Consider the following 24,045-nt stretch of genomic DNA (forward strand, 5'->3'; position numbering starts at 1 on the left):
GCACGTTCCCACGTGTTACTCACCCGTCTGCCGCTGACCCCCGAAAGGGCCCGCTCGACTTGCATGTGTTAAGCCTGCCGCCAGCGTTCGCTCTGAGCCAGGATCAAACTCTCAAGTTGAAGAGTCAATCCAAGCTGATCACAACATAAACGGAGTGCTCACATCCGATGCTCCGGCGTTTCCACCAAAGCCCGGTGAGCGTTCCGAAACGTCGGTCCAGCGTCATACTCTCACGGCTCGATCTTCCGACCGAACCCGCAAGGACATGAACAAGCCGCCCGCGTTTCTCTTTCTCGATATCTACTTGTCAAAGAGCGCGAAGCCTACACCCGAGGGCGTATCCTTCTGCTGCCGACGCGCCATCATCCCGGTTGCCCGGCCCGATCAGCCCCGTCTTCAGCGATAGTTCCGCGGCGGTCCCGTTCACGCATCGACCGTAAGTCGTTGCCGGGAAGTCCGCCCGAGCGGTCCGCGGCGTCTAGAGCCGGCGAACCGCCCTGTCAACCGTCATCCGATCGACACATCGAAGACACGAAGGACAGCGATCGCCCGATCCAGTCGCCCGGATCAGCCGTGCCGCTCCATCAGTCCCGAAGACCTTCGGTTCGCCTTGCCGCCCAAGTGGTGGGCCGCGGCGCCCCGTCGGTGAGGTGCTTCTACGAGGCCCTCAGCCCGCCGTCAATCGGAAAATCGAGAAAAGTGCGAAAGAGGCCGCCACGGGCCTTCCTGGCGCAGCCGAAGCGCCGCCCAGCAGAGGGGTACCCTCAAAAGCCCTTCTTCACCTGGGCCAGGGCTGCCGCGAGCCCCTCGGCCACGCGCTCGCGCTCGGTCGGGTCGGCATCGCGGGCGACGACGACATGCTCGCGGCGGGAGATCAGGGTGAGGCGGCGCAGACCGAACTCCTCGTCGTCGAGCCGGGCGAGCTTGGTCCAGAGCGGGTTGAAGCGCCATTCGCGGCGGCCGCCGCGGGGATCGATGCGGGCGAGCGAGACTTCGAGGGGCGAGATCGCCACCTCCTCGAACGAGCGCCCGCGCTTGAAGCTCACCTTCAGCGCGACGTAGAGCGCCAGCATGTCGAGGCCGAAGAAGCCGGCGACGGGCCAGAAGCCCGCGCGCCAGCAGGCGATCGAGGTCACGAGCGAGACGGCGCAGCACAGCACCATCACGATCCGGAAGCCATCGCGACCGAGCGATTGGTTGGGGCGGATGACGGCCGTGTAGAGCGGGCGATCCAGGGTCGCCGGATCGAGGCCGTCGGGATGGGCTGAGAGGTTGCCGCTGACCATGCGGGCAATATAACGCGTCGATGCCTCCGAGAAAGCCTGCGCCGCTCATTTCCGATACGGAAGAGCGTCTGTCCAAAACTATCGCAGGCAAGAAGCCGGCGAAGAAACCGGGCAAGGCCGGGGCGAGCCTCGGCCCCGTCCTGAAGGCCTGCGTCGAGACGACCCCGGCGGCGGTGGACGACGCCACCCTGGTCGCCATCTTCGAACGCCTTCGGCAGGCCGATCCGGAGCCGCGCTCGGAACTCCAGTTCCAAAATCCCTACACGCTGCTCGTCGCCGTGGTGCTCTCGGCCCAGGCGACCGACAAGAGCGTGAACTTGGCGACCGAGCCGCTCTTCGCCATCGCGGACACGCCGGAGAAGATGGTGGCGCTCGGCGAGGAGCGGGTCCGCCACTTCATCCGCACCATCGGCCTGTTCAACACCAAGGCCAAGAACGTCATCGCGCTCTCGCGCATCCTGATCGGACGGCACGGGGGCGAGGTGCCGCGGGAGGCGTCCGAGCTGGAGGTGCTGCCCGGCGTCGGCACCAAGACCGCGAGCGTGGTGCTCAACGTCGCCTTCGGGGTGCCGCGGATCGCGGTGGACACCCACATCTTCCGGGTCTCGAACCGCATCCCGCTGTTTCCCGCGCCCACGACCGACAAGGTCCAGGCCGGGCTGGAGGCGCGCGTGCCCGAGCCCTACCGGCTCAACGCGCATCACTGGCTGATCCTGCACGGGCGCTACACCTGCAAGGCGCGCCGGCCGGATTGCCCGCGCTGCCGCATCGCCGACCTGTGCCGATACCCCTCCAAGACGACGGACCTCACGCCCATATCGGACTGAGACCACTCAGCGATCCGGCTTCCGCCGCAGCCCTGCGGGCATTGCCGTGCAAGGCCAACGCGTTGTGCTGCAAAGCCCGTTCCGGTACAGAGATGCTACGGCGGCCGGGACTATTTCCCGCGGACTGTTCGGGTCCCTGGAAAAAGCTCCGGCTACCCACCCGCCAGACGGGTCGCCGCGCCGCGGATTCGCTTCAAGGCCAGTTCGGAAGGAGCCCCGGCCCCATGGACTTCCTCAAACCACGGTACACGCCTATGAACCGCCGCCGTCGCATCTACGAGGGCAAGGCGAAGGTCCTCTACGAGGGACCCGAGCCGGGGACGCTCATCCAGCACTTCAAGGACGACGCGACCGCCTTCAACGCGAAGAAGCACGAGGTGATCGACGGCAAGGGCGTGCTGAACAACCGCATCTCCGAGTTCGTCTTCCAGCACCTCAACGACATCGGCGTGCCGACGCACTTCATCCGCCGGCTCAACATGCGCGAGCAGCTGATCCGCGAGGTCGAGATCATCCCGCTCGAAGTGGTGGTGCGCAACGTCGCCGCCGGCTCGCTGGCCACGCGCCTGGGCCTGGAGGAAGGCACCCAGCTGCCGCGTTCGATCATCGAGTTCTACTACAAGAACGACCAGCTCAACGACCCGATGGTGTCGGAAGAGCACATCACCGCCTTCGGCTGGGCGACGCCGCAGGAGATCGACGACATCATGGCGCTGGCGATCCGCGTCAACGACTTCCTGTCCGGCCTCTTCCTCGGCGTCGGCATCCGCCTCGTCGACTTCAAGATCGAGACCGGGCGCCTGTGGGAAGGTGACCTGATGCGCATCGTCGTCGCCGACGAGATCTCCCCGGATTCCTGCCGGCTGTGGGACATCAAGTCCTCGGACAAGCTCGACAAGGACCGCTTCCGCAAGGATCTCGGCGGGCTGATCGAGGCCTATACGGAAGTCGCCAAGCGGCTCGGCATCATGTCCGAGAACGAGAAGGTGCAGACCAGCGGGCCGCGGCTGGTGCAGTGACGCCTAACGCGGCGGGGCCGGCTCGAGGCCGGTCCAGCCGCGGCGCGGGGCGACATGGGTCGAGAGGTCCGGGTCGAGCCCCGGATGGTAGTGGGGGTCCTGCGCGAGCAGCGGCCCCCATCGCTTTTTGAGCGCCGCGATCTCGGCGGCGTGGCGGGCGGCGGCTTCCGGCGAGGGGCGGCGGCTCGCCGATTCGCGGTGATGCAGCACCGCGCCGCCGACGAAGAGGGTGCGCAGGCCCGCCGCGTTCAGGCGCAGGCACAGGTCGAGATCGTTGAAATCGACCGCGAAGGCCGGATCGAAGCCGCCGATTTCTTTGAATTTTTGGCGCTCGATCACGAGGCATGCGGCGGTCACCGCCGCGACCGAGCGGGTGGCGCGCAAGCTCGAAAAGTAACCCGGAGCGCCCGCGCCGAAGAAACGGTGGCCGTGGGTGGCGAGCCCCCCGGTGCCGAGCACGATGCCGCCGTGCTGGATGCGGCCTTCGCCGTCGATCAACCGGGCGCCGACCGCACCGACCTCCGGCCGCAGGGCCTCGCGCACCATGCGCTCCAGCCAGTCGGGCTGCTCGGCCTCGACATCGTTGTTGACGAAGGCGAGCACGCTGCCGCGGGCGACTTCCGCCGCGCGGTTGTTGATGGCGGCGAAGTCGAACGGGCCGTCACAGTCGAGGATGCGGGTGGCGCCCGAGGCGCGCAGTTCCTCGAAATAGGCGAGCGTCGCGGGATCGCGGCTGCCGTTGTCGCAGATCAGAATCTCTTTCGCCGGCCAGTCGGTGCGGGCGCGCAGGCTCTCGATGCAGGGGCGCAGCAGGTCGAGCCGGTCGCGGGTCGGGACGATCAGGCTGACGCGGGGGCGCGGCACCGGCAGGGGGCGCTCCAGGCGGATGACGCCGTCCGGCTCGACGAAGGCGAGGGTGTCGCCCTCCCCCGCCCGGTCGAGGTCGCGCCGCACCGCCTTCAGCCGGGCGCGGCGGGTCTCGGCGCGGGCCCCCTCCCCTCCCCCGTCGCCGCCGAGCGTCGAGAGCGAGAGCAGGCGCGGCAGGTGGCGGACGGCCCGCGGGTCGAGGCCGAGGGCGATGTCGAGGGCGGCGGCGCCGGGAACAGATTCGGTCGCGGCCACGCGCGCGCGGCGCAGGACCAGAACGGGCCCGAGCCAATCGACTGCGCGCAAAAAATCCAGGTCGAAGGCGGGGCGCAGCAGCGGCAGCCAGGGGCCGCCGGGCCGGATGCGGACGAGGGCGTCGCCGTAGAGGGCGTGGAGCGAGGGATCGGCAAAGGCGGCGGCGATGGCCTCAGTTGCGCCCGCGACGAGGGCGTGGCCGGGGGCCGCGAGGAGGACGAGGGGCGGACCCTCGGGCGCGATCCGGACCGAGCCATCGGGCACCGGCTCGATCCGCTCGATGCCGTGGCGGACGAGTTCCCCGTCCGGCTCGCAGGCGGGCACCGGGCCGGCCCAGTCCAGGCGGTGATGCGCGCCGGTCAGCGCGGCGAAGGCGGTGGCCGCCCGCACCCGGCGACCGGCGAGGCGTGCGGTGAGGATCGGCAGCAGCCGGCCGGGATGCCGGGCCGCGCGAACGAGGCGTCGCAACAAGTTCGGCGCGGGCGCGGCGGCGAAGAGCAGGGCGTCGGGGAGCGGCGCGCCCGTCATTCGAGGTCCTCGCCGAAAGTCGTGAGCGACAGGGCCGGGTGGTAGAACGGATCGTGGCGGATGGCGTCGCGCCAGCGCTCGGCGAAGGCGGCCGCTTCGCGCTCGAACCGTTGGCGGGCGGCGCCGGACGGGCGCCCCCGGCTGACCGATTCGAGATGGGACAGGACGGCGTGCGGTGTCCAGACCGTCTTCCAGCCCGCCGCGCCGAGGCGCAGGCAGAAATCCACGTCGTTGAAATCGACCGCGAAGTTTCCCGCGTCGAAGCCGCCGACGGCCCGGTACTTGTCCGCGCCGACCGCGAGGCAGGCGGCGGTGACGGCGGAGACCTCGTGAGCGACGCGCATCCGGCCGAGATGGCTCGGCGCTTCGGCGGGGCGACGGCGCAGGATGTGGCCGGCCTCGCCGCCGAGGCCGACGACCACGCCGGCATGCTGGAGGCGCCCATCCGCGTAGAGGAGTTTCGCGCCGACCGCGCCGACTTCCGGCCGCACGGCCTGCGCCACCATCGCGTCGAGCCAGTCAGGCCGCAGCACCGCCACGTCGTTGTTGAGCAGGACGAGGATTTTTCCACACGCGATTTCGGCGCCGCGATTGACCATGGCCGCGAAATTGAAGGGGTGCGGGAAGGGCTCGATGCGCACCCGCGGGTCGGCCCGCAGCCGCTCGTAGAGCGCGAGCACCGCCGGATCGGTCGAGCCGTTGTCGACGACGATCAATTCGATCGCCGGGTAGTCGGTCCGCTCCAGCACGTCGGCGGTGACGCGGGTGATCAGGTCGGACCGGTCGCGGGAGGGGATGACGATGCTGACCAGGGGCGCGGGCTCGGGCCGCGGGCGGTGCAGGTCGAGGACGCCGTCGCGGACCACCGGACGGGCGGGATCGCCGGCCGCGGACAGGCGCGCGTCGAGAAGCGCGGCGCGCTGCGCCGTGTCGTCGGGCCCGAACGCGCGGCGGCACAGGATGCGCGGGAGATGGACGACGCGGGTCGCCTCGCAAGCGTCGAGTTCGAGGGCGGTCGCGAAGCTGTCCGGCGCGCCGACCGGCCGCGGGGGCAGACCGGCGAGGAAGGTACGGGCGACGAGGGCCGGGGCGCCGAGAACGCCGCCAACGCGGGCGAGATCGGGGCTCCAATCCGGCTTGAGCCGGGGCGCGGGGACGGCCTCGCCGACCTCGTCGTCGGCGTAGATCAGATCGGGATCACTCTCACGGATCGACGCCGTGAGCAGAGCCAGGGCCTGCGGGGCGAGGCGGTCGCCCGGCCGCAGAATCCCAAAGAAATCGGCGTCGCCGCAGAGGGAGAGAGCCGTGGCCTCCGGGTACCAGGCCGTCGCGTGGATGCGAGGATCGGAGACGGGTGCGGCTCCCGAGAGATGCAGCGTCCAGTTCGCGTGGCTCTGCACCGTGAGCGCCGCGAGCGTGTCGGCCACCGCGGCGGGCGGCGCGCCCTCGCCCGCGAGGACGAGGCGGATGCGGATGTCGGGGGCGGGCGTCTCCGGCGGGGGCGCCTCGCCGCGCGCCTCCCGCCACGCGGCGTAGCCGGAGAGCGGCGTGACCGCGCAGGCGCCGCGCAGGGAATCGCGCCAGCGCCGCTCATCGCGCCGCAGCAGAGCGCGCAGGGCGCCGGCGGCGTGCAGCGGGCGCTTGGCCAGACATTCGGCGAAGACGTTGTTCGAGCTTCGCGCGCCGACCCGCTCCAGGGTGAAGCCCGCTCCCGCGGCGATCTCGATGCCCTCGCAATCGGCGGGCAGGTAGCCGAGCCAGAAGGCGCGGCCGAGGGCGACACCCGGCAGGACGAAGCGGTCGATGCGTCCGCCGGAACGGCGCAGGCGCAGGAGCGGGCGCTGCGGCCGGCCTTCCACGGCCAGGGCGTAGCGCAACACGATCCAGCCGCCCAAGGTCTCGGGCGGCAGGACGAGACGGCGATCGAACAGCGGGTCGTCGTTCGCCGTGAGGGAGAATGGCGTCGCGCGGCCCTGCCACAAACCGTCCGGGGAAATAGTCAGGCGGCCGCTCCCCGGGCGGGCGATCCGGCCGTCATTGGCCCGGCACCGGGGCTTCGCTCTGGGCGGCGTCGGCCGCGGGGGCGGGCTTGCGGCGGGCCACGGGCTTGGCGGCCTTCTTGGGCGACAGGGTCACCTCGATGTCGTAGCCCATCGCCTTGTCGGCGGGCACGACGAGATCGTTCTCGATCACGCTCGCCTCGCCCTGGGCGGTGCCGGCGGGCACCGGGATCGTGACGCGGTGGGGCCGGCTCATCACCGGCTTCTCGCCGTAGGTGATCGAGACGGTGACCGGCGCTTCGAACCGGCCGGGCGCCCCCGCGGGCCCGAGCATGGCGCGCAGCTCGACGCCGACGCGCACGGACACGGAGCCGTCGCCCCGCGCCCGGCACTCGCGGCTGAGCCGCGACACCACGATCTGATGGCGCAGGCGGGTGTTGTCGCCGGCCGCGCCCGCGTAAGCCTGGATCGCGGCGCCGCCCTCCGGCACGAACACGTTGGGGCAGTAGACGTCGTCGGGGTCGAAGGCCTTCGGCGCCATCAGGCTGCCCCCGCCCCCGCCGCCGTCGCCCGTGCCGCCGCCCCCGCCGAACAGGTTCTTGAAGAAGCCGCCGGATTCGGCCTGCGCGCCGCCGGTGAGCGCCAGCCCGAGGATCGCGGCGAGCCGCGCCGCTCTGGTCATCCCGCGCATGCCGCCCTCTTACTTCAGCGCCTCGAAGCCGGTCCCGAAGCCCTTCATCGAGACCGGGATGCCGACGCCCTCCTCCGGGGTCTGGAACACGATGAAGGTCGCCTGCGCGCCGCCCTTGAGCGAGCGGATCAGGCCCTCGTCCATGACGACCTCGGCGACGCAGCCGGTGGTGAGGCAGCGCACGAAGCTCGCCCGGCCGATATCGGTCTGGTCGATCTTGAGGCCGAGCCCCGAGGGCAGCAGCACGCCGAGCGGCGCCACCACGCGCAGCAGGTAGCCGCGGTTGTCCGCGGTCTTGAGCATGATAACGACGAGCGTCAGGTTCGGCCGATCCTCGGCCGCCACGTACTGCACGAGCGCGCATTGCTCGGCCTTGGCGCCGGCCGGCGTCTCGCAACGCAGCTGCCAGTCGTCGAAGGTGTTGCGCACGGTGCCCTGCGCCGCGGCCGGGCCGGCGGCGAAGACCGAGGCCGACAGGGCGGCGAGCGCCAGGGCGCGCCACCCCGCGGCCGACCGCATCACCCGACCCACGCCCGAAAACAGACCCACGCGGCAGCCCCTCGTCGCTCTCATCCGAACCCCGCGAAAGCGAAAGGGTTGGGACCATGCGGGTCACCCGGTGTCAAGCAATCGCGGCAACGGTGTGTCCGTGACGCTACCGTCCGGCCTCGGCCTGCTCTACATAATGGTCAAGCTCGCCCCCACCGGGATCCACACCATGCGCCGCCTCGCCCTCTCGGCCCTCGTCTCGGGTCTCTTTCCGGCCCTCCTCCTCGCTGGCAGCGGAAGCGCCCTCGCCCTGTCGCTGCCCTTCGAGGAATCGGACTACCTGCCGCCCCAGGCGACCACGACCTATGTCGAGCGCTCCCTCAACGGTCAGGCGCCGCTCACCATCGAGCACCCGCCGGTGGAGCGGAACCCGCGCGGACGCCGCCGGGGCGATTCCGCGGCCATCGCCGGCTTCTGCCGCGACGGCGGCACGATCATGCGCCGCGACGAGTTCGGCCGCCCCGCCTATCTCCGCCAGCGCGAAGTCTGCGACAACGTCGCCCCGCGCCAGATGTGGCCCGGCCACGTCGATCCCCGCCCGACCTGGCCGGCGGAGCGCGTCCACGTCCGCAGCCGGGCGATCGTGACGAAGTACTGAAACCCGAAAAATCAGCCGTAGCGGTGCAGCTCCGAGCCGTGCCGCTTCAGCCATGCCTCCGCCGCATCGACGTTCGGGCAAAGCTCGTGCGCCAGCGCCCAGAAACGAGCCGAGTGATTCATCTCGCGTAAGTGCGCCATCTCGTGGGCGACGAGGTAGTCGAGCACGATCGGCGGCGCGAGGATCAGCCGCCAGGAAAAGTTCAGCTCGCCCTTGGCGGTGCACGAGCCCCAGCGGCTGCGGGTGTCACGCAGCGTCAGCCCCGCGGGGCGCCGGCCGAGCCGGTCGGAATAGGTCGCGATCGCCTCCGACAGGTCGCGCCGGGCCTCGCGTTGCAGGAACTCGCGCACGCGGCGCGGCACGTGCGGCGCCTCGCCGGGCACCGTGAGGGTGGCGGCCTCGGGATCGACCGCGACCGTGCCGCGGCCCTCGCGGTGGACCAGCGCGTGCGGCACGCCCCGCAGCGGGATCGTGGCGCCGGGCTCGAACGGAACCCGCTCGGGGATGCGGGCGAGGCGGGCGGCGATCCAGCCGCCATGTCCTTCCGCGAACTTCTGGGCGGCGGCCAGCGACGAGCGGGTCGGCAGCGTCAGGATCACGGCGCCGGTCGCGCTCGAGACCCGCAGCGTCAGGCGCCGCGCGGTCGGGCGCCGGAGGATCGCGATGGAAAACGTCCGGCCTTCGTGATCGATCGCGATATGGTCGGGATCGGGCCGTCGCAGGAGCGCGCGCAACATGGGCGGGAATTTAACCGGCCGGACCCGTCCGAACCATCCCGCCCACGCTCCGTTCACGTGCTTTTCGGCACAGGTTAAGCCGGATTGTCCTGCATCTCGCGGATGAAGGCGGCGATGCGCGGGGCGATGACCGCGCGGTAGCGCGAGCCGTTGAACACGCCGTAATGCCCGACCTTCTCCTGAAGGTGGTAGGCCTTGCGGGAATCGGGGAGGTTGGGCGTCAGGTCGAGGGCCGCCTTGGTCTGGCCGACGCCGGAGATGTCGTCGTTCTCGCCCTCGACCGCGAGGATGGCGCAGCGGCGGATCGCCGAGAGATCGACCGGCTTGCCCTTGTGGCGCATCTGCCCCCGCGGCAGGGCGTGATCGACGAACACCGTCTGCACCGTCTGGAGATAGTACTCGGCGGTGAGGTCCATCACGGCGAGGTACTCGTCGTAGAACTCGCGGTGCTTCTCCGCCGAATCGCCGTCGCCGGTGACGAGGTGGTGGAACATATCGGAATGCGCGGTGACGTGCCGGTCGAGGTTCATCGCCATGAAGCCCGACAGCTGCAGGAAGCCCGGATAGACCCGGCGCATCGCCCCGGGGTTCGGCGGCGGCACCACGGTGATGCAGTTCTTCTCGAACCAGCCCATGCCGCGCTCCTGGGCGAGGCAGTTCACGGCGGTGGGCGAGCGGCGGGTGTCGATCGGCCCGCCCATCAGCGTCATCGAGACCGGGACGGCGGGATTGTCGGCCGCCTCCATCATGGCGACCGCAGCGAAGACCGGCACGGCGGGCTGGCACACCGCCATCACGTGCAGGTCCGGCCCGAGGTCGCGGAACATCGCGGTCAGGTACTCGATATAGGTGTCGAGGTCGAAGCGGCCCTCGAGCAGCGGCACCATGCGGGCATCCGACCAGTCGGTGATGAACACCTGATGGTTCGGCAGCATCGCCTCGACCGTGCCGCGCAGGAGCGTCGCGTAATGGCCGGACATCGGCGCCACGATGAGGAGCTTGGGCTGCGGCTTGGACGGCCCGCGGTTCAGCGCCCGCTCGAAGGCGATGACGCGGCAGAACGGCCGCTCCCACACCACGCGCTCGAACACGGGCACGGACTGGCCGTCCACCTGCGTGGTCGCGAGGCCGAAATGCGGCTTGCCGTAGCGCCGGGTCGCGCGCTCGAACATCTGCAGGGCGGCGGCGGTGGAGCGGGCATAGGGGCCGTAGGCGAAGGGGTTGCCGGGGTTCTCCAGGCTGTGCCGCGTCATGTCCGCGGCGATGCGAGCGGGCGCCAGCATCGCGCGCGCCGTCTCGTACCAAGCGTAGGCCAAGTCCATCTCGTCGCTCCCCTTCGCGACCGAATTTCCGCTTCTCTTAACCGATGTTGGTTTCGAGAGGATCACAGATTTTCGTGTGCGGCGCCGCGCCGCCCGTTTCCGTCGCGGGGTGTGGCCCTATCGTCAGCCGCACCATGATCGATGCAGCCCCCGAAATCGGCCGACCGGCCGGCCGCCACCTGCGGCTCGATACCTTCGTCCGGCTGCGCTGGCTCGCGCTGACCGGCCAGAGCGCCGCGGTGGTGGGCGCACAGTTCGGGCTCGGGCTGAACCTGCCGTTCGGCTGGTGCTTCCTCGTCATCATGGCCTCGTGCTGGCTGAATCTGGCCCTGCGCATCCGGTTTCCGGCGAGCTACCGGCTCAGCGATGATTCGGCGGCGCTGCTGCTCGCCTTCGACATCGTCCAGCTCGCTGCCCTCCTGTTCCTCACCGGCGGCCTGCAGAACCCGTTCTCGCTGCTGTTCCTCGCCCCCGTGCTGATCTCGGCGACCGCGCTGCCGCCGGAACGGACGCTGGCGCTCGGGCTCCTCGCGGTCGGGCTCGCGACCCTGCTCGCCCTGGTGCATCGGCCGCTGCCCTGGTTCGCCGACGGGCGGATCGAGCTGCCGTTCCTCTACGTCTCGGGCGTGTGGACCGCGATCCTGCTCGGCACCGCCTTCACCGGCGTCTACGCGTGGCGCGTCGCCGAGGAGACGCGCCAGCTCGCCCAGGCGCTGGCCGCGACCGAGCTCGTGCTCGCCCGCGAGCAGCACCTGTCGCAGCTCGACGGGCTGGCGGCGGCGGCCGCGCACGAACTCGGCACGCCGCTCGGCACCATCATGGTCGTCGCCAAGGAACTCGACCGCCTGCTCGGCCCCACCGCAACCCCGGAAGTCGCCGAGGATCTGGCGCTCCTGCGCGATCAGGTGGCGCGCTGCCGCGGCATCCTCTCGAAGCTGACGTCGCTGGGCGAGGACAACGAGGAGGGCGAGGGCTTCCTCCAGACCGTCACCTTCGGCCACATCGTCGAGGAACTGGTGGCGCCCCAGCGCGCGCTCGGCATCGCGGTCGCGGTGACGAAGCAGGGCGAGGGGCCGGAGCCGGTCTGCCGCCGCAACCCGGGCGTCATGTTCGGGCTCGCCAACATCGTCGACAACGCCGTGGACTTCGCCGATTCCCGCGTCGAGATCGAGGCGCGCTGGACCCTCGAACGGGTCTGGCTCACGATCCGCGACGACGGGCCGGGCTTCCCCAGCGAGGTGCTGCTGCGGGCGGGCGAGCCCTACGTGACGACCCGCAGCCGCAAGGGCGGCGCGCGGGCGGCGGAGGCCGGCGGCGACGCGGTCGGGGCCGGGCTTGGCCTCGGGCTGTTCATCGCCAAGACCCTGATCGAGCGCTCCGGGGCGCAGCTCGTCCTGTCCAACCTCACCGGGGCGGAGGAGCACGGTGCGCTGGTGCGGGTGTCCTGGGCTCGTCACATTTTCGAGAGGGACGTGATCGCGGCGCAGCCCGTTGCGCACAATTCACTGCGACCCCTGCCAGAACGCGATGCCGCACCCATATAAAGCATTCAGAGGAATGTTAGCGATGAGGAGCACCGCATGCTGACGCAGAGCGGGACGACGGTGCCGGGCCAGGACACCGCCTTTCTTTCCGAGACCGATCCCCTTTCCGCCTTCACCGATCGCAGCCTGCTGATCGTGGACGACGACAAGCCGTTCTCCACCCGCCTCGCGCGGGCGATGGAGGGCCGCGGCTACGCCGTGCAGGTCGCCGAGAGCGTGAGCGAGGGCGTCGCCGCCGTCGAGGCCAAGGCCCCGGCCTTTGCCGTGATCGACATGCGGCTCGGCGACGGCAACGGGCTCGACGTGATCGCCCGCCTGAAGGAGCGCCGCCCGGAAGCCCGCGGCGTGATCCTGACCGGCTACGGCAACATCGCGACCGCGGTGACGGCGGTGAAGCTCGGCGCGTTCGACTATCTCGCCAAGCCGGCCGACGCCGACGAGATCCACGGCACGCTGATGGCGCAGCCGGGCGAGCGGGCCGACCCGCCGGAGAACCCGATGTCGGCCGACCGGGTGCGTTGGGAGCACATCCAGCGGGTCTACGAGCTGTGCGGGCGCAACGTCTCCGAGACGGCGCGGCGCCTCAACATGCACCGCCGCACCCTGCAGCGCATCCTGGCCAAGCGCGCCCCGCGCTGAGCCGAACGACCCGAACGTCACGAGGCCGGCGCCAGCGCCGGCCTTTTTTCTTGGAGACGTCTTGCGTGGTGATGAACCGGTGGACCGATCCGTTGCAGCCGAGTTTTAATCCCGCTTCTTTTCGATTGCCGATATAATAAAATTCACATTTGCCCACGGTGGTGTAGGTGTCATGCATTGCTGACAGTTGCGGGCGAAGGAGCGCCGGGCTAGTGCGTGGCAAAACGGACGCTACGGACCGCCCGCGCATGCGCAACATGATCACGATCCTGAGCCTGATGGTGCTCGTCGGCACGGAAGTGTTCGCCGCCGCCATCGCGGCCGGCTGGGCGCTCGCCGGCCTGTTCGATCTCGGCGACACGGTCGGCCACATCCTGATGGCGCTGTTCAGCCTGCTCGCCGCCTGGATCATGTTCCAGCTCTGGCAGCGCGCGGTGAAGGCCGAGCCGTTCCGTCCGGTGAAGGGCTCCTGAAGGGTTTCGCACGAACACCCCGCGATCATCGCCTGTCGGCTTCCCCACGCTTCCCCGGTGCCGACGACCCGGCATCCGCCGCGTATCCCAACCGAGTGCCACCCATGAAAGCCCGCATCGTCGTCACCTTGAAGACCGGCGTCCTCGACCCTCAGGGCAAGGCGATCGAGGCGGCGCTCAAGTCGCTGAGCATCGACGACGTATCGGGCGTCCGCCAGGGCAAGGTGTTCGACCTCGAGATCGCCGGGGAGAACCGCGAGCAGGCCGAGGCGACGCTGAAGGCGGCTTGCGACAAGCTGCTCGCGAACACCGTCGTCGAGAACTACACGATCGAGATCGCCTGATGCGCGCGGCCGTCGTCGTCTTCCCCGGCTCCAACCGCGACGGCGACGTCGCCCGCGCGCTGACCCGCTCGGGCGCCGAGGTCGTCAAGGTCTGGCACGCCGACACCGAGCTTCCGACCGGCACCGACCTCGCCGTCGTCCCCGGCGGCTTCTCCTACGGCGATTACCTGCGCTGCGGCGCCATCGCGGGCCGCGCCGCCGCCATGGACGCGGTGCGGGCCCACGCCGCCCGCGGCGGCCTCGTGCTCGGCATCTGCAACGGCTTCCAGATCCTGTGCGAATCGGGCCTGCTGCCCGGCGTGCTGATGCGCAACGTCCAGCGCCGCTTCATCTGCCACCGCCAGTTCCTGCGGGTCGAGCAGACCGACACCCGCTTCGCCTCGGCCTACACGAAGGGTCAGGTCATCGACGTCTGCGTGGCGCACGGCGAGGGCAACTACTTCGCCGATTCCGACACGCTGGCCCGCCTCGAAGGCGAAGGCCGCGTCGCCTTCCGCTACTGTGACGCCGCCGGCACCCTCACCGAGGACGCCAACCGCAACGGCTCGCTCAACTCCATCGCCGGCATCTATTCGGAGCAGCGCAACGTGCTGGGGATGATGCCCCACCCCGAGAACTTCGTGGACGACCTCGTCGGCGGAACCGACGGGCGCGGGTTGTTCGACAGCCTCGCGGCGTAACGCTCTTCACCTCCACGCAAAAAGGCTCCTCCCTCGATCCGAGGGAGGAGCCTTTTTCGTTGGATTCCGTCTCACGCCGTCATTGCGAGGCGGAACTGAGGCAATCCAGGGCTCCGAACTCTCCGGAGAGGTCGCGCCGCTGGATTGCTTCGCTCCGCTCGCAATGACGGAGCGCGCAATCAGTCGGCCTTGGCGACGCCGTCGGGGCCGACCTTGATCTCCTTCGAGCCGTCGGGGAGCGCCACCGAGATCTCGTACTCCACGGCGTTGCCCTCGCGCTCGACCTCGGCCTCGTAGGCCTTGCCGCCGCCGGCCTTCTGCTCGGCGATGGTCAGCGCGTCCTTCAGCGAGACCTTGGCGTTGTTGAAGTCGGCCACCTTCAGGCGGGTGAAGTAGCGCTCGATCGGCTGATTCTCGCTCTTGTAGAGCTCGCCCGTGTCGGCGTTGATGCCGTGCTCGACCAGCTTGCCGTCGGGGTAGACGACCTTGATGCTGTAATGGGCCGGGTTCTTGCCGTCGGCGAGCTCGAAGTCGGCGTCGATGGCGCGGCCGCCGGCTTCCTTGCCCTCGGCGGTCGAGATCGCCTGGGCGAGGCTGGTCTTGGCGAGCGGGGCGGCCTGCCACTCCTTCATGTCCTTGCCGGCCGCCGTCGCGGTGCCGGAGGCGGCGGGCTTGTCGGCCGGAGCCGTCGTGGTCGTGTTGGTCTGGGCCGAAGCGAAGCCGGCGGAGAGCGCCACGAGGGCGGCGGCGGTGGTCAGACGCGTGAACATGGCGGAGCTTTCCTTCTACGAGGCCCTTATCGGGTCGCTGGAAACGCCAAGTCCGTCCGTTGGTTGCCGGGGATGGCGCGAGGAATTCGCGCATCCCGTTGGAACCATTCGCCTCTTCGGTTCTGAACCCGCTTTCGCGTCAGTGCCCCTCGAACTCCATGAGGGTGCGGACCGTCACGCCGAGGTCGCGCAGGCGCTGCGCCCCGCCGATCTCCGGCAGATCGATGACGAAGCAGGCCGCCACCACCTCGGCGCCGAGCTGGCGCAGGAGGTTCACCGCCGCGGTCGCGGTGCCGCCGGTGGCGATGAGGTCGTCCACCAGAATCACCCGGTCGCCGGGGCGGATGGCGTCCACGTGAATCTCGATCTCGTCGGTGCCGTATTCCAGCGCGTAGGCGGTCGAGACGGTCTTGTGGGGCAGCTTGCCCTTCTTGCGGATCGGCACGAAGCCCGAGGAGAGCTGATGCGCCACCGCGCCGCCGAGGATGAACCCACGCGCCTCGATGCCCGCCACCTGATCGATCCGCCCGCCCGCGAACGGATGCACCAGCGAATCGACCGCCCGCCGGAACGCCCGCGGGTCGCTCAGGAGCGTGGTGATGTCGCGGAAGACGATGCCGGGCTTGGGGTAGTCGGGAATCGAGCGGATCGATTCCTTGAGGGCGGAGTGGCGGCGGGCTTCCATGCTCGGACTCGCTTTTTTCGAAGACTTGCCGCGGGTTAGATCAGATGGCGGCGTGGAGGGCCAGCGGGGCGTCTCAGAGCCAGATTATCCACCCCGTCATTCCGGGGCCGCGCAGCGGAACCCGGAATCCACCCGTGATGCGCGGCCCTGCATGGCGTCGCGGCCAGTCATGGATTCCGGGTTCGCCTTCGGCGCCCCGGAATGACGGGGGGGGTGGCGCTCAGGAAGCGTTCGCCTTGCGCAGCAAGGCGATCAGCTCGCGCTGCAGCACCTCGTTGCCGCAGGCCACCGAGCGGGCGGCGAGCGGTTCGGCGCCGCCGTCGGCGCTGGAGACGAAGCCGCCGGCCTCGCGCACGAGGATGATGCCCGCCGCGATGTCCCAGGTCTGGAGGTCGCGCTCCCAGTAGAGGTCGGTGCGGCCGCAGGCGACGTAGGCGAGGTCGAGCGCCGCCGAGCCGAAGCGGCGGGTGCCGCCCGACACCGCCATCACGGCAGCGACTTCCTTGAGCAAGCGGCCGTGGCTGCCGCGGCCGAGATAGGGCGTGCCGTAGGCGACCAGCGCGTCGGCGAAATCCTGGCGGCCCGAGACGCGCAGGCGGCGGTTGTTGAGGTAGGCGCCCTTGCCGCGCTCGGCGATGAACAGCTCGTCCTTGATCGGATCGTAGATCACGCCGGCCACGATCTGCCCGTCGCGCTCCAGCCCGACCGAGATCGCGAAATGCGGGATGCCGTGCAGGAAGTTGGTGGTGCCGTCGAGCGGATCGACGTGCCACGTGTGGCTCTTGTCGGTGCCCTCGACGTTGCCGGTCTCCTCCAGGATGAGGCCGTAGCCGGGACGCGCCTTCATCAGCGCTTCCTTCAGCACCTCCTCGGCCTTCCGGTCGGCGGCGGAGACGAAGTTGCCGGGGCCTTTGCGCGAGACCTGAAGATTCTCGATCTCGCCGAAATCGCGCTTGAGCCCGCGGGCGGCCTTGCGCACGGCATCGACCATCACGGTCATGAGGGGAGAGTTGATCATGCGGTCTGGCTCGGGGCGCCCGGCGAGGGCGCGCTCTTGGATCGTTCGGGGATGATTCTCGGCCCGGTTCTATACGGGTTGGCGCCGCGTGCCATGGCCCTTCCGCAGATCGGGCATGTCGCGACACCGTAAAACGGCGTCAGAGCCCGAGACTTTGCAGCAAAGCGCGGGTTTCGGCCGCGGGATCGGCCGAGCGCATCAGCCCGCCCATCACGGCGATGCCGGCAGCACCCGCACCGAGACAGGCGGGCGCCTCAGCCGCGCCGACGCCGCCCAGCGCGAAGACCGGGATCGGCAGGGCGCGGCAGGCTTCGAGCGCCGAGAGGCCGAGCGCCGGGCCGTAGCCGGGCTTGCTGGCGGTGAGAAAGATGGGGCTGAGCGTTGCGTAGTCCGCGCCGGCCTCCGCTGCCGCCGCGGCCTCGATGGGGCTGTGGGCCGAGACGCCGATCAAGGTTTTGGGGCCGAGCGCGGCCCGCGCCTGCGCGATGTCCGCCGCCCCTGCCGCCCCGCCGAGATGGACGCCGTGGGCGCCGGTTTCCGCGGCGAGCGCGACATCGCCCCCGGTAACGAGGCGCCCGCCGAGGGGCGCCAGGACTCCCAAAAAATCGAGGGCGAGGGCGCGGCGGGCCGCGCGGTCGAGGTCGCGGTCGCGCAGCCAGACGAGGCGGGCGCCGCCCGCTGCTACCGCCCGCACCGTCTCGGCGAGCGGGCGGGGCGCGCCGTGCCGGTCGGTGACGACGAGGAGCGGCGGCAGGCCCACGCCGGCTACGAGCCGACGAGGCCGAGCTGCGGGCTCGACGGCTCGGCCCGGCCGCGGCGGGGGATGCGGCCGGCGAGATGCGCGAGGCGGCCGGCCTCGACGGCGTGGCGCATGGCGCCCGCCATCCGCACCGGGTCGTCGGCCTTGGCGACCGCGGTGTTGATGAGGCAGGCCGCCGCCCCGAGTTCCATGGCGATCACTGCGTCCGAAGCCGTGCCGATGCCGGCGTCCACGATCACCGGCACCTTGGCCCGGCGGCAGATGAGTTCGATGTTGGCCGGGTTGGCGATGCCCATGCCGGAGCCGATCAGCGAGCCCATCGGCATCACCGCGGCGCAGCCGATGTCGGCGAGCCGCTCGCAGATGACGGGATCGTCGTTGCAATAGGGCAGCACGGTGAAGCCGTCGTCGATGAGGTGGCGGCAGGCTTCCATCAGTTCGGTGACGTCCGGATAGAGCGTCTCGCGGTCGCCGATCACCTCGACCTTGATCCAGGTGGTGCCGAGCGCCTCGCGGGCGAGTTCGGCGGTCATGATCGCGTCGCGGGCCGTCTCGCAGCCGGCGGTGTTGGGCAGGAAGCGGGCGCCTTTGAGCTTCTGGAACGTGTCCGAGCCGTGGCCCTGGAGCGAGACCCGGCGGATCGAGGCGGTGACGACCTCGGCGCCCGACGCCCGCACCGACTCGGCCATGATCGCCTGGCTCGGATAGCCCGCGGTGCCGATGAACAGGCGCGAGGTCAGCCGCACGCCCGCGATTTCGAGCGCGTCGTCGGCGAGAGCGGGATGCAGCGTGGTGTCGTGATGGTTCATGGAATCAGCCTCCCTGCATGGCGCGGACGATCTCGATGCGGTCGCCCTCGTTGACCGGCGTCTGCCCCCAGGCGGCGCGGCGCACGACGCGGCCGTTGACCGCGATGGCGATGCCCTCGGGGCTCTCGATGCCCCGCTCCTCGGCTTCCGTGGCGAACAGGGCGGCGAGGTCCGCCGCCTCCCGCTCGCAGGCCTCTCCGTTGACGGTCAGCCTCACGCGACGGCCCTCCCTTCGCTCGTTGGTGCAAAGCGCGCCCGGCCGAAGCCTTGGGCGAAGTCCGGCAGCGCGCCGTCAGTGATCAAAGCGGCAACCGCGTCGGCGGTGGCCGGCGCCAGCAGGTAGCCGTTGCGGTGGTGGCCGGTGGCGACGACGAGGCCGGGGGCGGCCTCCTCGATGATCGGGGCGTCGTCGTCCGAGGTCGGCCGGAAGCCGCTCCAGACCGCCTCGACCTCCATCTCCTCGACGCCCGGCAGGATGCGTCGCGCGCCCTCCAGCAGGGCGAACAGGCCGCCCGCGGTGACGCCGGGCTTGAAGCCGCAATCCTCCACCGTGGCGCCGACGATGAGGCCGCCGTCGCCCTTCGGCGCCATGTGGACCTCGGCGGTCCAGACCATGCCGGACAGCGTGCCGGTGCGCCGCGTGGTGCGGAGCGCCAGCGACTGCCCCTTGAGCGGGCGCACCGGCAGGCTGAGGCCATCGGGCAGGAAGCCGGGCTGTCCGCTCCAGGCGCCGGCGGCGAGGATCACGGTGTCGGCGGCGACGACGCGCTCGCCGGCCCGCACCCCGACGACCCGGCCGCCGCGGCGCTCCAGGCCGTCGACGGCGGTTTCCTCAACGATATCAACGCCGGCAGTCTCGCAGGCGCGCAGCAGGGCCGCCATGACGAGGCGGGGATCGACCTGGGCGTCCAGCCGGCAGAGGATGCCCGCGGTCACGTTCGGGCGCAGCAGCGGCTCGCGGGCGCGAACCTGGGGGCCGGACAGCCACTCGGCGGCGACGCCCGAGCGCTTCTGCAGATGGAAGCGGAAGCGCAGGCGCTCGACCTCGTCGCGGCCGACCGCCAGCACCACGGTGCCGTCCTCGCGATAATCGATATCCGTACCCGATGCTGCCCGAAGCCTATCGCGAAAAAGCGGCCATCGGCGCAGGGATTCGAGCGCCAGAGGCAGCAGATGGTCGGAGCCGGGCTCGTGCTCGGCAGCCGGCGCCAGCATGCCGGTGGCGGCCAAGCTCGCGCCGTCGCCGACACGGCCGCGCTCGATCACCGCGACGGAGCGACCGGCCTCGGCCAGCCGCCACGCGATCGACAGGCCGATCAACCCGCCGCCGACCACGACGGCGTCGGCGCGCGGAGGCAGGGAAGCGAAGCGGGGGCGGGCGTCGAGGCCGCGGCGCCGCTCGAACGGGGACGTCAGAATCTCGGACATGGTCACGCAGTCCGCGGGGTTGCCCGCAGGGACCGGATACCGTGAGCTTCCGATGAAGCGGCGCGCCTTGCGGCGACGCGTCAGGTCCAATCCCTACGCCGGTATGAGCCGGATCAGGTTCGAAGGATTTCCGCGCTGCCGGTGACGGCAATAGCGGTTTCTCAGCCCCTTGGCGGGGATCTCCCTGGAACGTTTTTCGATGTGGGCCCCCGCGCGCGCCGGGTCAATCCCCTCTGCGGCACTCGGGACAAATCGATCGTTTCGATGGAGGCGCGGTCCACCCTCCGGCGCGATCGGGCGCGGGCGGCGACGCTTCCTTCACCGGCGGATCGTCCGGTGGGGCCGGGCGGCGTTCGGAGGGGGCGGGCTTGGGTCTGAAGGACATTGCGGTGCTGCTCGGGCTCGCCGTCGCGGCCGGGGCGCTGGCGCCTGCGCTCGTCAAGGCGCGCCTTTCGGAGACCGGCGGCCCGGAAAAAGCCGCGAGCCCGGCCGCTCCGGCCGAGACCGGCACGGTGGCGCTGCACGCGGCGGGTCACGGCCACTTCTACGCCGACGCCGTGATCGAGGGTCGGACGCCGCGCATGGTGGTCGATACCGGGGCGAGCCTGTGCGCGCTGCCCGAGGACGACGCCGAGCGGCTCGGCCTCCGGCTGCGGCCGGGCGACTTCACCCGCGAGGTCGCCACCGCCAACGGCCTCGTGCGGGTCGCGCCCGTCCGGCTCGGATCGGTGCAGATCGGCTCGATCGTGGTGAGCGACGTCGAGGCCGTGGTGGTGCTCCGCGGCCGGCTCGGCACCGGGCTGCTGGGCATGTCCTTCCTCAAACGCCTGCGCGACTTCAGCATCGCGGGTGGGCGGCTCACGCTGCAGGGTTAGGGGCGAAATTCGATCGGCTTGACTGTGGAGAGGGCTGCTGCGGGTGGGGAGCGGGCATCGGCTCATTGCCTTACGAGCGACGTTGTCTGCAGGGCGCAACCGGCAAGATTATTGCTTAGAAGTCCGACGACGCTGGCCGGTGTCTTTCTTCCTAGTTGGTCTGACCTCTTCCACGCATTCCGGTTTACCGCTAAACACGCCTTAGCATGCCTACGATCGCGTCATCCGTTGTCCCGCCGCCGAAATCCTGGGATGAATTTGAGGACATCACGCTTGCCGCTGCCAAGCTACGCTGGGGCAGTGATGACTTCTACCGTCATGGCCGCTCGGGTCAGAAGCAGGACGGGGTCGATGTTTACGGGCTAGACGACAAAAATCGCCAAATCGGGTTGCAGTGCAAAAACACGGTAGACGGAGTGTCGTTTGCCGTTGTCGAGGCTGAAGTGGCCAATGCCGAGACGTTCGAGCCGACCCTGGATCGCCTCTATATAGCCACAACAGCGAAGCGTGACGCCACGCTTCAGAAGCAAATACGCATCCTCTCGGCTAAGCGGCGAAAGGCAGGACAGTTTCGGGTCGACATTCTTTTCTGGGACGACATTTGTCAAGATATCGCCACCAATGATGATATCTTTTTCTCGCATTATCCCCAGTTTCGCAGCAAAGTTAACGAAGTTCGGGCACATGACCGCGCACGATACAACGAGCTAACTGCTTTACTTCGGTCTGACGGCGTTATCGGTTTCCTAGACCGCAACAACATGGCGGGTTTTTCGTTCCTAGAGGCAAAATTTGAACCGCTTAGACAGTTCTGCTATGAGTGGAACCAGCCGGAGAGAGAGTTTCTGCTGCCTGAACTCGAAGAAATTCGAAGGGCTCTCTGGGACAAGGTGAACTCTTACACCGATCTTCTGGCAACGGAGACCTTCCCTACTCGCCATCCCGACCGCCATACTGTACCTCCCGAATGGGAACATGAGCAGCCTGAGCGGTTCTGGCGAGTAGTGAAAAAATTTCACGAGCTCGCGGGTGAGATCGTCACTTTGCATCGTGATTTGATTCGAACTGGGAAGGCTCAGCTAATCGCTGGTAGCTAACTTTGATGAAAGAGCGCCTCGGCCGCAGGGTGGCGGAGACGCAACGCTTCCGTCGGCGCTCGTTGGGGCATCCGTCCAGTTCCCTTGCCGGCATAGCTTAGTCCATACAACCTGGGGCGGCGCTGTGCGCGAACGTCGCCCGGCCGCCTCATGCTGCGTGATCTTAGCCAAATTGTTTTCCAAAGAGCGGACTTCCTAAGTGTATGTGATGGATCGAAAGCAGCCTCTTACGCGGTCAACCTGATCGAGTTCAGCCCCTACCCCGCCTTCGCCAGCGGCTTCGATTTCCGCTCTGGCCGGAACACCGCCATCGGCTCGGGGAAGCCGTCGAGGGGGTGGCTTCCGAGCGGCTCGGGGTCGCCCCAGAGGAAGTCCACGAAGGGTTTCGACATCAGCAGCGGCTCCTGCAGCGTGCGGTTCAGCCGCGCCAGACGGCTCGCGAGGTTCACGTCGCGGCCGATCACGGTGAAGTCGAGGCGGGTGCCGGAGCCGACATTGCCGTAGGCGGCCTCGCCGTGGTGGAGGGCGATGCCGGCATCGACCGTCTTGCCGGCGAAGCGCCCGACCGAATTGGCCTCGGCGAGGGCCGCGAGGGCCGATTGCGCGGCGGTGAGCGCGCCCTTGGCGGCGCTGCCCATGTCGTCGCCGGGCTCGCGGAAGATCGCGAGCAGGCCGTCGCCGAGATATTTCAGCACCTCGCCGCCCTCCCGCTCGATCGGCGGGACGAGGCAATCGAAGAAGGCGTTGAGGAGATCGACCGCACCCTCGGGCGTCAGGTCGGCGGAGAGGCGGGTGTAGTCGCGCATGTCGGCGAACAGGATCGCCGAGCGGATGCGCCGCACCTGGCCGCGGCGGATGTCGCCGGACAGAATCGCCCGGTGCGGCTCGTCGCCGACATAGATGCGCAGCACCGTGTCGAGCTGCTTGTTGAGGAGCCGCATCTCCATCACCGCGGCGAGCGTCGGCATGACGAAGCGCAGGATCGCGATGTCCTCGTCGCGAAAGCCGTCGCTGGAGCGCGTCGCGAAGGTGATGCCGTTGCGGGTGCCGTTGGTGAAGATCAGCGGGGCGACGATGTAGTGGGTGTAGCCCGCGGCCTTCAGCTCGGGGATGACGGCGTAGGCGCCGTCCGGCGTCCGCGCGAGGTCGAGCACCAGCCACTCGCCCGATTGATGCACCGTGTAGAACGGGCTCTCGCGATAGGCCTTCTCCGAGGCCTCGCCGTGGGGAAACAGGCGGACGCTCGAACCCTCCTCGCGGGTCCAGCGCCGGCCGACGCCGGAATATTCCGAGTGCAGCGTGTCGATGGCGGTGGTCGCCCGGTCGATCGGCACGCCGATGGCGTCGAGGCGCTGGGCGAGGCCGGCGAGCAGATCGTCGGCCTTGGGCAGCCGGGCGCCCTCCCCGAGCAGCCAGTCGCGGATGCCGACGCAGGCTTGCAGCGCGCCGAAGGGCACGTCCTCGGCCTCCGATCCGTCGGCCAGCGCGGTCGGGGCTTGTCGCGGGGCGTCCTCGTCGAGCATCGGCCGAAAGTGGTCACTTCGCCGGCCAAGGCAAGGCTTGCCCGGATCATAGCCCCCGCTCCCGGCACCCTCGTGGATGTGGGACGCCGGGTCAATCGATCGGGACGCCCGGTCAATGCCGCCCGCCCGCCCCTGCCCTACACGCGAGGTGGGGAGCCGCGAGGCGCGATTCCCGCGAACGCCCTACGGAAAGACCGATCGACCATGCTGCGCCAAGCCGTGAGCCTCTCCCTCCTCGCCGCGACCCTGATGGCCCCGCTCCCGGCGCTGGCCCAGGGCAAGCAGGACTTCACCATCGTCAACCGCACCGGCTACCAGATCGACGAGGTCTATGTCGGCCCCGTCAGCCAGCGCCATTGGGGCGAGGACGTGATGGGCAAGGATGCGATCGGCGACGGCGAGAGCGCCAACATCACGTTCAACGGCGGCTCGAAGGCCTGCAAGTGGGACATCAAGGTCGTCTACAATGACGGCGACGAGTCCGAGTTCCGCGAGGTCAACCTGTGCAACGTCAGCACCGTGACCCTGTTCTGGAATCGCAAGTCCGGTACGACGCGCTTCGTCGTCCAGTAGTCTTGCGGTCGGGCCGCGCGGGAAGAGGGGGCTCTTGTCGCCCGCGCGGCTTAGAGCCGTATCCGACCTGATCGCATCAGGTCGGATACGGCTCTAAGTCTCTGCTTTGCCGCGCATTCTTTCGACGAACCGGTGTCCACTTCGTCGG

The 24,045-nt window shown here is 69.6% G+C and carries 26 protein-coding genes, 1 rRNA gene and 1 riboswitch; of the genes, 11 read left to right on the forward strand and 16 right to left on the reverse strand.

What is annotated here, in order from left to right; translation table 11 throughout:
• Both AAHG03_RS13735 and AAHG03_RS13740 read right to left on the reverse strand, forming a co-directional pair.
• Nucleotides 1-119: ribosomal RNA gene (locus tag AAHG03_RS13735) — 16S ribosomal RNA — on the reverse strand; the annotation flags it as partial.
• A 645-nt stretch (nucleotides 120-764) separates the two neighbouring features.
• Nucleotides 765-1,286 (reverse strand): DUF2244 domain-containing protein, encoded by a 522-nt coding sequence (locus AAHG03_RS13740; protein ID WP_342151238.1) that lies wholly within the window; start codon nucleotides 1,284-1,286, stop codon nucleotides 765-767.
• Between the two features lie 20 nt (nucleotides 1,287-1,306).
• Here AAHG03_RS13740 and nth point away from each other — a divergent pair, with 20 nt between their 5' ends.
• Both nth and purC read left to right on the forward strand, forming a co-directional pair.
• A complete protein-coding gene (nth, locus tag AAHG03_RS13745; RefSeq protein WP_342151240.1) occupies nucleotides 1,307-2,113 on the forward strand; it encodes an endonuclease III in 807 nt (268 codons plus the stop codon).
• A gap of 224 nt (nucleotides 2,114-2,337) precedes the next feature.
• Entirely contained in the window at nucleotides 2,338-3,132 is a 795-nt protein-coding gene (purC, locus tag AAHG03_RS13750) for a phosphoribosylaminoimidazolesuccinocarboxamide synthase (RefSeq protein ID WP_342151241.1), read from the forward strand.
• Between the two features lie 3 nt (nucleotides 3,133-3,135).
• Here purC and AAHG03_RS13755 read toward each other — a convergent pair whose 3' ends face one another.
• From AAHG03_RS13755 to AAHG03_RS13770, 4 genes are read right to left on the reverse strand one after another with little or no spacing between them, the layout of a single operon-like run.
• Nucleotides 3,136-4,782, reverse strand: coding sequence for a glycosyltransferase family 2 protein (locus AAHG03_RS13755; protein ID WP_342151242.1), 1,647 nt, complete (start codon nucleotides 4,780-4,782; stop codon nucleotides 3,136-3,138).
• On the reverse strand, nucleotides 4,779-6,764 hold the full coding sequence (locus tag AAHG03_RS13760; protein WP_342151243.1) for a glycosyltransferase family 2 protein: 1,986 nt from the start codon (nucleotides 6,762-6,764) through the stop codon (nucleotides 4,779-4,781). Before AAHG03_RS13760 ends, AAHG03_RS13755 begins: the two co-directional genes overlap by 4 nt.
• A 52-nt stretch (nucleotides 6,765-6,816) precedes the next feature.
• Entirely contained in the window at nucleotides 6,817-7,473 is a 657-nt protein-coding gene (locus AAHG03_RS13765) for a hypothetical protein (RefSeq protein WP_342151244.1), read from the reverse strand.
• A 9-nt stretch (nucleotides 7,474-7,482) separates the two neighbouring features.
• The gene (locus AAHG03_RS13770) at nucleotides 7,483-8,022 is read right to left on the reverse strand and encodes an invasion associated locus B family protein (RefSeq protein ID WP_342151245.1); all 540 of its coding nucleotides are present in this window, start codon (nucleotides 8,020-8,022) and stop codon (nucleotides 7,483-7,485) included.
• 169 nt (nucleotides 8,023-8,191) lie between these two features.
• Here AAHG03_RS13770 and AAHG03_RS13775 point away from each other — a divergent pair, with 169 nt between their 5' ends.
• Complete coding sequence (locus AAHG03_RS13775) at nucleotides 8,192-8,620, forward strand: hypothetical protein (protein WP_342151459.1); 429 nt, start codon at nucleotides 8,192-8,194, stop codon at nucleotides 8,618-8,620.
• An 11-nt stretch (nucleotides 8,621-8,631) separates the two neighbouring features.
• Here the strand turns inward: AAHG03_RS13775 and AAHG03_RS13780 are convergent, their stop codons facing one another.
• Together AAHG03_RS13780 and AAHG03_RS13785 are read right to left on the reverse strand one after the other, a co-directional pair.
• Nucleotides 8,632-9,357 (reverse strand): M48 family metallopeptidase, encoded by a 726-nt coding sequence (locus AAHG03_RS13780; RefSeq protein ID WP_342151246.1) that lies wholly within the window; start codon nucleotides 9,355-9,357, stop codon nucleotides 8,632-8,634.
• Between the two features lie 74 nt (nucleotides 9,358-9,431).
• Nucleotides 9,432-10,679 (reverse strand): polyhydroxyalkanoate depolymerase, encoded by a 1,248-nt coding sequence (locus AAHG03_RS13785; RefSeq protein ID WP_342151247.1) that lies wholly within the window; start codon nucleotides 10,677-10,679, stop codon nucleotides 9,432-9,434.
• 134 nt (nucleotides 10,680-10,813) lie between these two features.
• Between AAHG03_RS13785 and AAHG03_RS13790 the strand changes: the two genes are divergently transcribed.
• From AAHG03_RS13790 to purQ, 5 genes are all read left to right on the forward strand, one after another.
• Nucleotides 10,814-12,223, forward strand: coding sequence for an ActS/PrrB/RegB family redox-sensitive histidine kinase (locus tag AAHG03_RS13790; RefSeq protein ID WP_342151248.1), 1,410 nt, complete (start codon nucleotides 10,814-10,816; stop codon nucleotides 12,221-12,223).
• A 36-nt stretch (nucleotides 12,224-12,259) separates the two neighbouring features.
• Nucleotides 12,260-12,862 (forward strand): ActR/PrrA/RegA family redox response regulator transcription factor, encoded by a 603-nt coding sequence (locus AAHG03_RS13795; RefSeq protein WP_342151249.1) that lies wholly within the window; start codon nucleotides 12,260-12,262, stop codon nucleotides 12,860-12,862.
• 248 nt (nucleotides 12,863-13,110) lie between these two features.
• On the forward strand, nucleotides 13,111-13,335 hold the full coding sequence (locus AAHG03_RS13800) for a hypothetical protein (protein WP_342151250.1): 225 nt from the start codon (nucleotides 13,111-13,113) through the stop codon (nucleotides 13,333-13,335).
• Between the two features lie 104 nt (nucleotides 13,336-13,439).
• The gene (gene purS, locus AAHG03_RS13805; RefSeq protein ID WP_342151251.1) at nucleotides 13,440-13,679 is read left to right on the forward strand and encodes a phosphoribosylformylglycinamidine synthase subunit PurS; all 240 of its coding nucleotides are present in this window, start codon (nucleotides 13,440-13,442) and stop codon (nucleotides 13,677-13,679) included.
• Nucleotides 13,679-14,359 (forward strand): phosphoribosylformylglycinamidine synthase subunit PurQ, encoded by a 681-nt coding sequence (gene purQ / locus AAHG03_RS13810; RefSeq protein ID WP_342151252.1) that lies wholly within the window; start codon nucleotides 13,679-13,681, stop codon nucleotides 14,357-14,359. The genes purS and purQ overlap by 1 nt, the downstream gene beginning before the upstream one ends.
• Before the next feature lie 179 nt (nucleotides 14,360-14,538).
• Here the strand turns inward: purQ and AAHG03_RS13815 are convergent, their stop codons facing one another.
• The 7 genes from AAHG03_RS13815 to thiO all read right to left on the reverse strand — a co-directional run bounded on the left by AAHG03_RS13815 (nucleotide 14,539) and on the right by thiO (nucleotide 19,829).
• Nucleotides 14,539-15,129, reverse strand: coding sequence for a PepSY domain-containing protein (locus AAHG03_RS13815; protein ID WP_342151253.1), 591 nt, complete (start codon nucleotides 15,127-15,129; stop codon nucleotides 14,539-14,541).
• A 139-nt stretch (nucleotides 15,130-15,268) separates the two neighbouring features.
• Nucleotides 15,269-15,814 (reverse strand): adenine phosphoribosyltransferase, encoded by a 546-nt coding sequence (locus AAHG03_RS13820; protein WP_342151254.1) that lies wholly within the window; start codon nucleotides 15,812-15,814, stop codon nucleotides 15,269-15,271.
• Between the two features lie 220 nt (nucleotides 15,815-16,034).
• Nucleotides 16,035-16,832: an inositol monophosphatase family protein gene (locus tag AAHG03_RS13825; protein WP_056244667.1), complete on the reverse strand. Its 798-nt coding sequence runs from the start codon at nucleotides 16,830-16,832 to the stop codon at nucleotides 16,035-16,037.
• 139 nt (nucleotides 16,833-16,971) lie between these two features.
• Nucleotides 16,972-17,592 carry a thiamine phosphate synthase gene (locus tag AAHG03_RS13830; RefSeq protein WP_342151255.1) on the reverse strand — a complete coding sequence of 207 codons (621 nt, stop codon included), beginning with the start codon at nucleotides 17,590-17,592 and terminating at the stop codon, nucleotides 16,972-16,974.
• Between the two features lie 5 nt (nucleotides 17,593-17,597).
• The gene (gene thiG / locus AAHG03_RS13835; protein WP_342151256.1) at nucleotides 17,598-18,401 is read right to left on the reverse strand and encodes a thiazole synthase; all 804 of its coding nucleotides are present in this window, start codon (nucleotides 18,399-18,401) and stop codon (nucleotides 17,598-17,600) included.
• A 4-nt stretch (nucleotides 18,402-18,405) separates the two neighbouring features.
• Complete coding sequence (thiS, locus tag AAHG03_RS13840; RefSeq protein WP_342151257.1) at nucleotides 18,406-18,618, reverse strand: sulfur carrier protein ThiS; 213 nt, start codon at nucleotides 18,616-18,618, stop codon at nucleotides 18,406-18,408.
• Nucleotides 18,615-19,829: a glycine oxidase ThiO gene (gene thiO, locus AAHG03_RS13845; protein WP_342151258.1), complete on the reverse strand. Its 1,215-nt coding sequence runs from the start codon at nucleotides 19,827-19,829 to the stop codon at nucleotides 18,615-18,617. Before thiO ends, thiS begins: the two co-directional genes overlap by 4 nt.
• A 72-nt stretch (nucleotides 19,830-19,901) precedes the next feature.
• Nucleotides 19,902-20,024, reverse strand: a riboswitch (TPP riboswitch).
• A 173-nt stretch (nucleotides 20,025-20,197) separates the two neighbouring features.
• Here thiO and AAHG03_RS13850 point away from each other — a divergent pair.
• Together AAHG03_RS13850 and AAHG03_RS13855 are read left to right on the forward strand one after the other, a co-directional pair.
• Complete coding sequence (locus AAHG03_RS13850) at nucleotides 20,198-20,704, forward strand: retropepsin-like aspartic protease family protein (protein WP_342151259.1); 507 nt, start codon at nucleotides 20,198-20,200, stop codon at nucleotides 20,702-20,704.
• A 206-nt stretch (nucleotides 20,705-20,910) separates the two neighbouring features.
• Nucleotides 20,911-21,801, forward strand: a complete 891-nt coding sequence (locus tag AAHG03_RS13855) for a hypothetical protein (protein ID WP_342151260.1) — start codon at nucleotides 20,911-20,913, stop codon at nucleotides 21,799-21,801.
• Nucleotides 21,802-22,058: 257 nt separating this feature from the next.
• Here the strand turns inward: AAHG03_RS13855 and AAHG03_RS13860 are convergent, their stop codons facing one another.
• Nucleotides 22,059-23,324 (reverse strand): adenylate/guanylate cyclase domain-containing protein, encoded by a 1,266-nt coding sequence (locus AAHG03_RS13860; protein WP_342151261.1) that lies wholly within the window; start codon nucleotides 23,322-23,324, stop codon nucleotides 22,059-22,061.
• A 204-nt stretch (nucleotides 23,325-23,528) separates the two neighbouring features.
• Between AAHG03_RS13860 and AAHG03_RS13865 the strand changes: the two genes are divergently transcribed.
• The gene (locus AAHG03_RS13865) at nucleotides 23,529-23,897 is read left to right on the forward strand and encodes a hypothetical protein (protein WP_342151262.1); all 369 of its coding nucleotides are present in this window, start codon (nucleotides 23,529-23,531) and stop codon (nucleotides 23,895-23,897) included.
• Nucleotides 23,898-24,045 lie beyond the last annotated feature (148 nt).

It is taken from the genome of Methylorubrum subtropicum, assembly GCF_038442325.1.
GTDB lineage: Bacteria > Pseudomonadota > Alphaproteobacteria > Rhizobiales > Beijerinckiaceae > Methylobacterium > Methylobacterium subtropicum.

Excerpts from the sequence above, each read along its gene's own strand:
- AAHG03_RS13740 (WP_342151238.1), bottom strand. The coding sequence starts at position 1,286 with ATGGTCAGCGGCAACCTCTCAGCCCATCCCGACGGCCTCGATCCGGCG.
- nth (WP_342151240.1), top strand. The coding sequence starts at position 1,307 with ATGCCTCCGAGAAAGCCTGCGCCGCTCATTTCCGATACGGAAGAGCGT.
- purC (WP_342151241.1), top strand. The coding sequence starts at position 2,338 with ATGGACTTCCTCAAACCACGGTACACGCCTATGAACCGCCGCCGTCGC.
- AAHG03_RS13755 (WP_342151242.1), bottom strand. The coding sequence starts at position 4,782 with ATGACGGGCGCGCCGCTCCCCGACGCCCTGCTCTTCGCCGCCGCGCCC.
- AAHG03_RS13765 (WP_342151244.1), bottom strand. The coding sequence starts at position 7,473 with ATGCGCGGGATGACCAGAGCGGCGCGGCTCGCCGCGATCCTCGGGCTG.
- AAHG03_RS13775 (WP_342151459.1), top strand. The coding sequence starts at position 8,192 with ATGCGCCGCCTCGCCCTCTCGGCCCTCGTCTCGGGTCTCTTTCCGGCC.
- AAHG03_RS13780 (WP_342151246.1), bottom strand. The coding sequence starts at position 9,357 with ATGTTGCGCGCGCTCCTGCGACGGCCCGATCCCGACCATATCGCGATC.
- AAHG03_RS13785 (WP_342151247.1), bottom strand. The coding sequence starts at position 10,679 with ATGGACTTGGCCTACGCTTGGTACGAGACGGCGCGCGCGATGCTGGCG.
- AAHG03_RS13790 (WP_342151248.1), top strand. The coding sequence starts at position 10,814 with ATGATCGATGCAGCCCCCGAAATCGGCCGACCGGCCGGCCGCCACCTG.
- AAHG03_RS13795 (WP_342151249.1), top strand. The coding sequence starts at position 12,260 with ATGCTGACGCAGAGCGGGACGACGGTGCCGGGCCAGGACACCGCCTTT.
- AAHG03_RS13800 (WP_342151250.1), top strand. The coding sequence starts at position 13,111 with ATGCGCAACATGATCACGATCCTGAGCCTGATGGTGCTCGTCGGCACG.
- purS (WP_342151251.1), top strand. The coding sequence starts at position 13,440 with ATGAAAGCCCGCATCGTCGTCACCTTGAAGACCGGCGTCCTCGACCCT.
- purQ (WP_342151252.1), top strand. The coding sequence starts at position 13,679 with ATGCGCGCGGCCGTCGTCGTCTTCCCCGGCTCCAACCGCGACGGCGAC.
- AAHG03_RS13815 (WP_342151253.1), bottom strand. The coding sequence starts at position 15,129 with ATGTTCACGCGTCTGACCACCGCCGCCGCCCTCGTGGCGCTCTCCGCC.
- AAHG03_RS13820 (WP_342151254.1), bottom strand. The coding sequence starts at position 15,814 with ATGGAAGCCCGCCGCCACTCCGCCCTCAAGGAATCGATCCGCTCGATT.
- AAHG03_RS13825 (WP_056244667.1), bottom strand. The coding sequence starts at position 16,832 with ATGATCAACTCTCCCCTCATGACCGTGATGGTCGATGCCGTGCGCAAG.
- thiG (WP_342151256.1), bottom strand. The coding sequence starts at position 18,401 with ATGAACCATCACGACACCACGCTGCATCCCGCTCTCGCCGACGACGCG.
- thiO (WP_342151258.1), bottom strand. The coding sequence starts at position 19,829 with ATGTCCGAGATTCTGACGTCCCCGTTCGAGCGGCGCCGCGGCCTCGAC.
- AAHG03_RS13855 (WP_342151260.1), top strand. The coding sequence starts at position 20,911 with ATGCCTACGATCGCGTCATCCGTTGTCCCGCCGCCGAAATCCTGGGAT.
- AAHG03_RS13860 (WP_342151261.1), bottom strand. The coding sequence starts at position 23,324 with ATGCTCGACGAGGACGCCCCGCGACAAGCCCCGACCGCGCTGGCCGAC.
- AAHG03_RS13865 (WP_342151262.1), top strand. The coding sequence starts at position 23,529 with ATGCTGCGCCAAGCCGTGAGCCTCTCCCTCCTCGCCGCGACCCTGATG.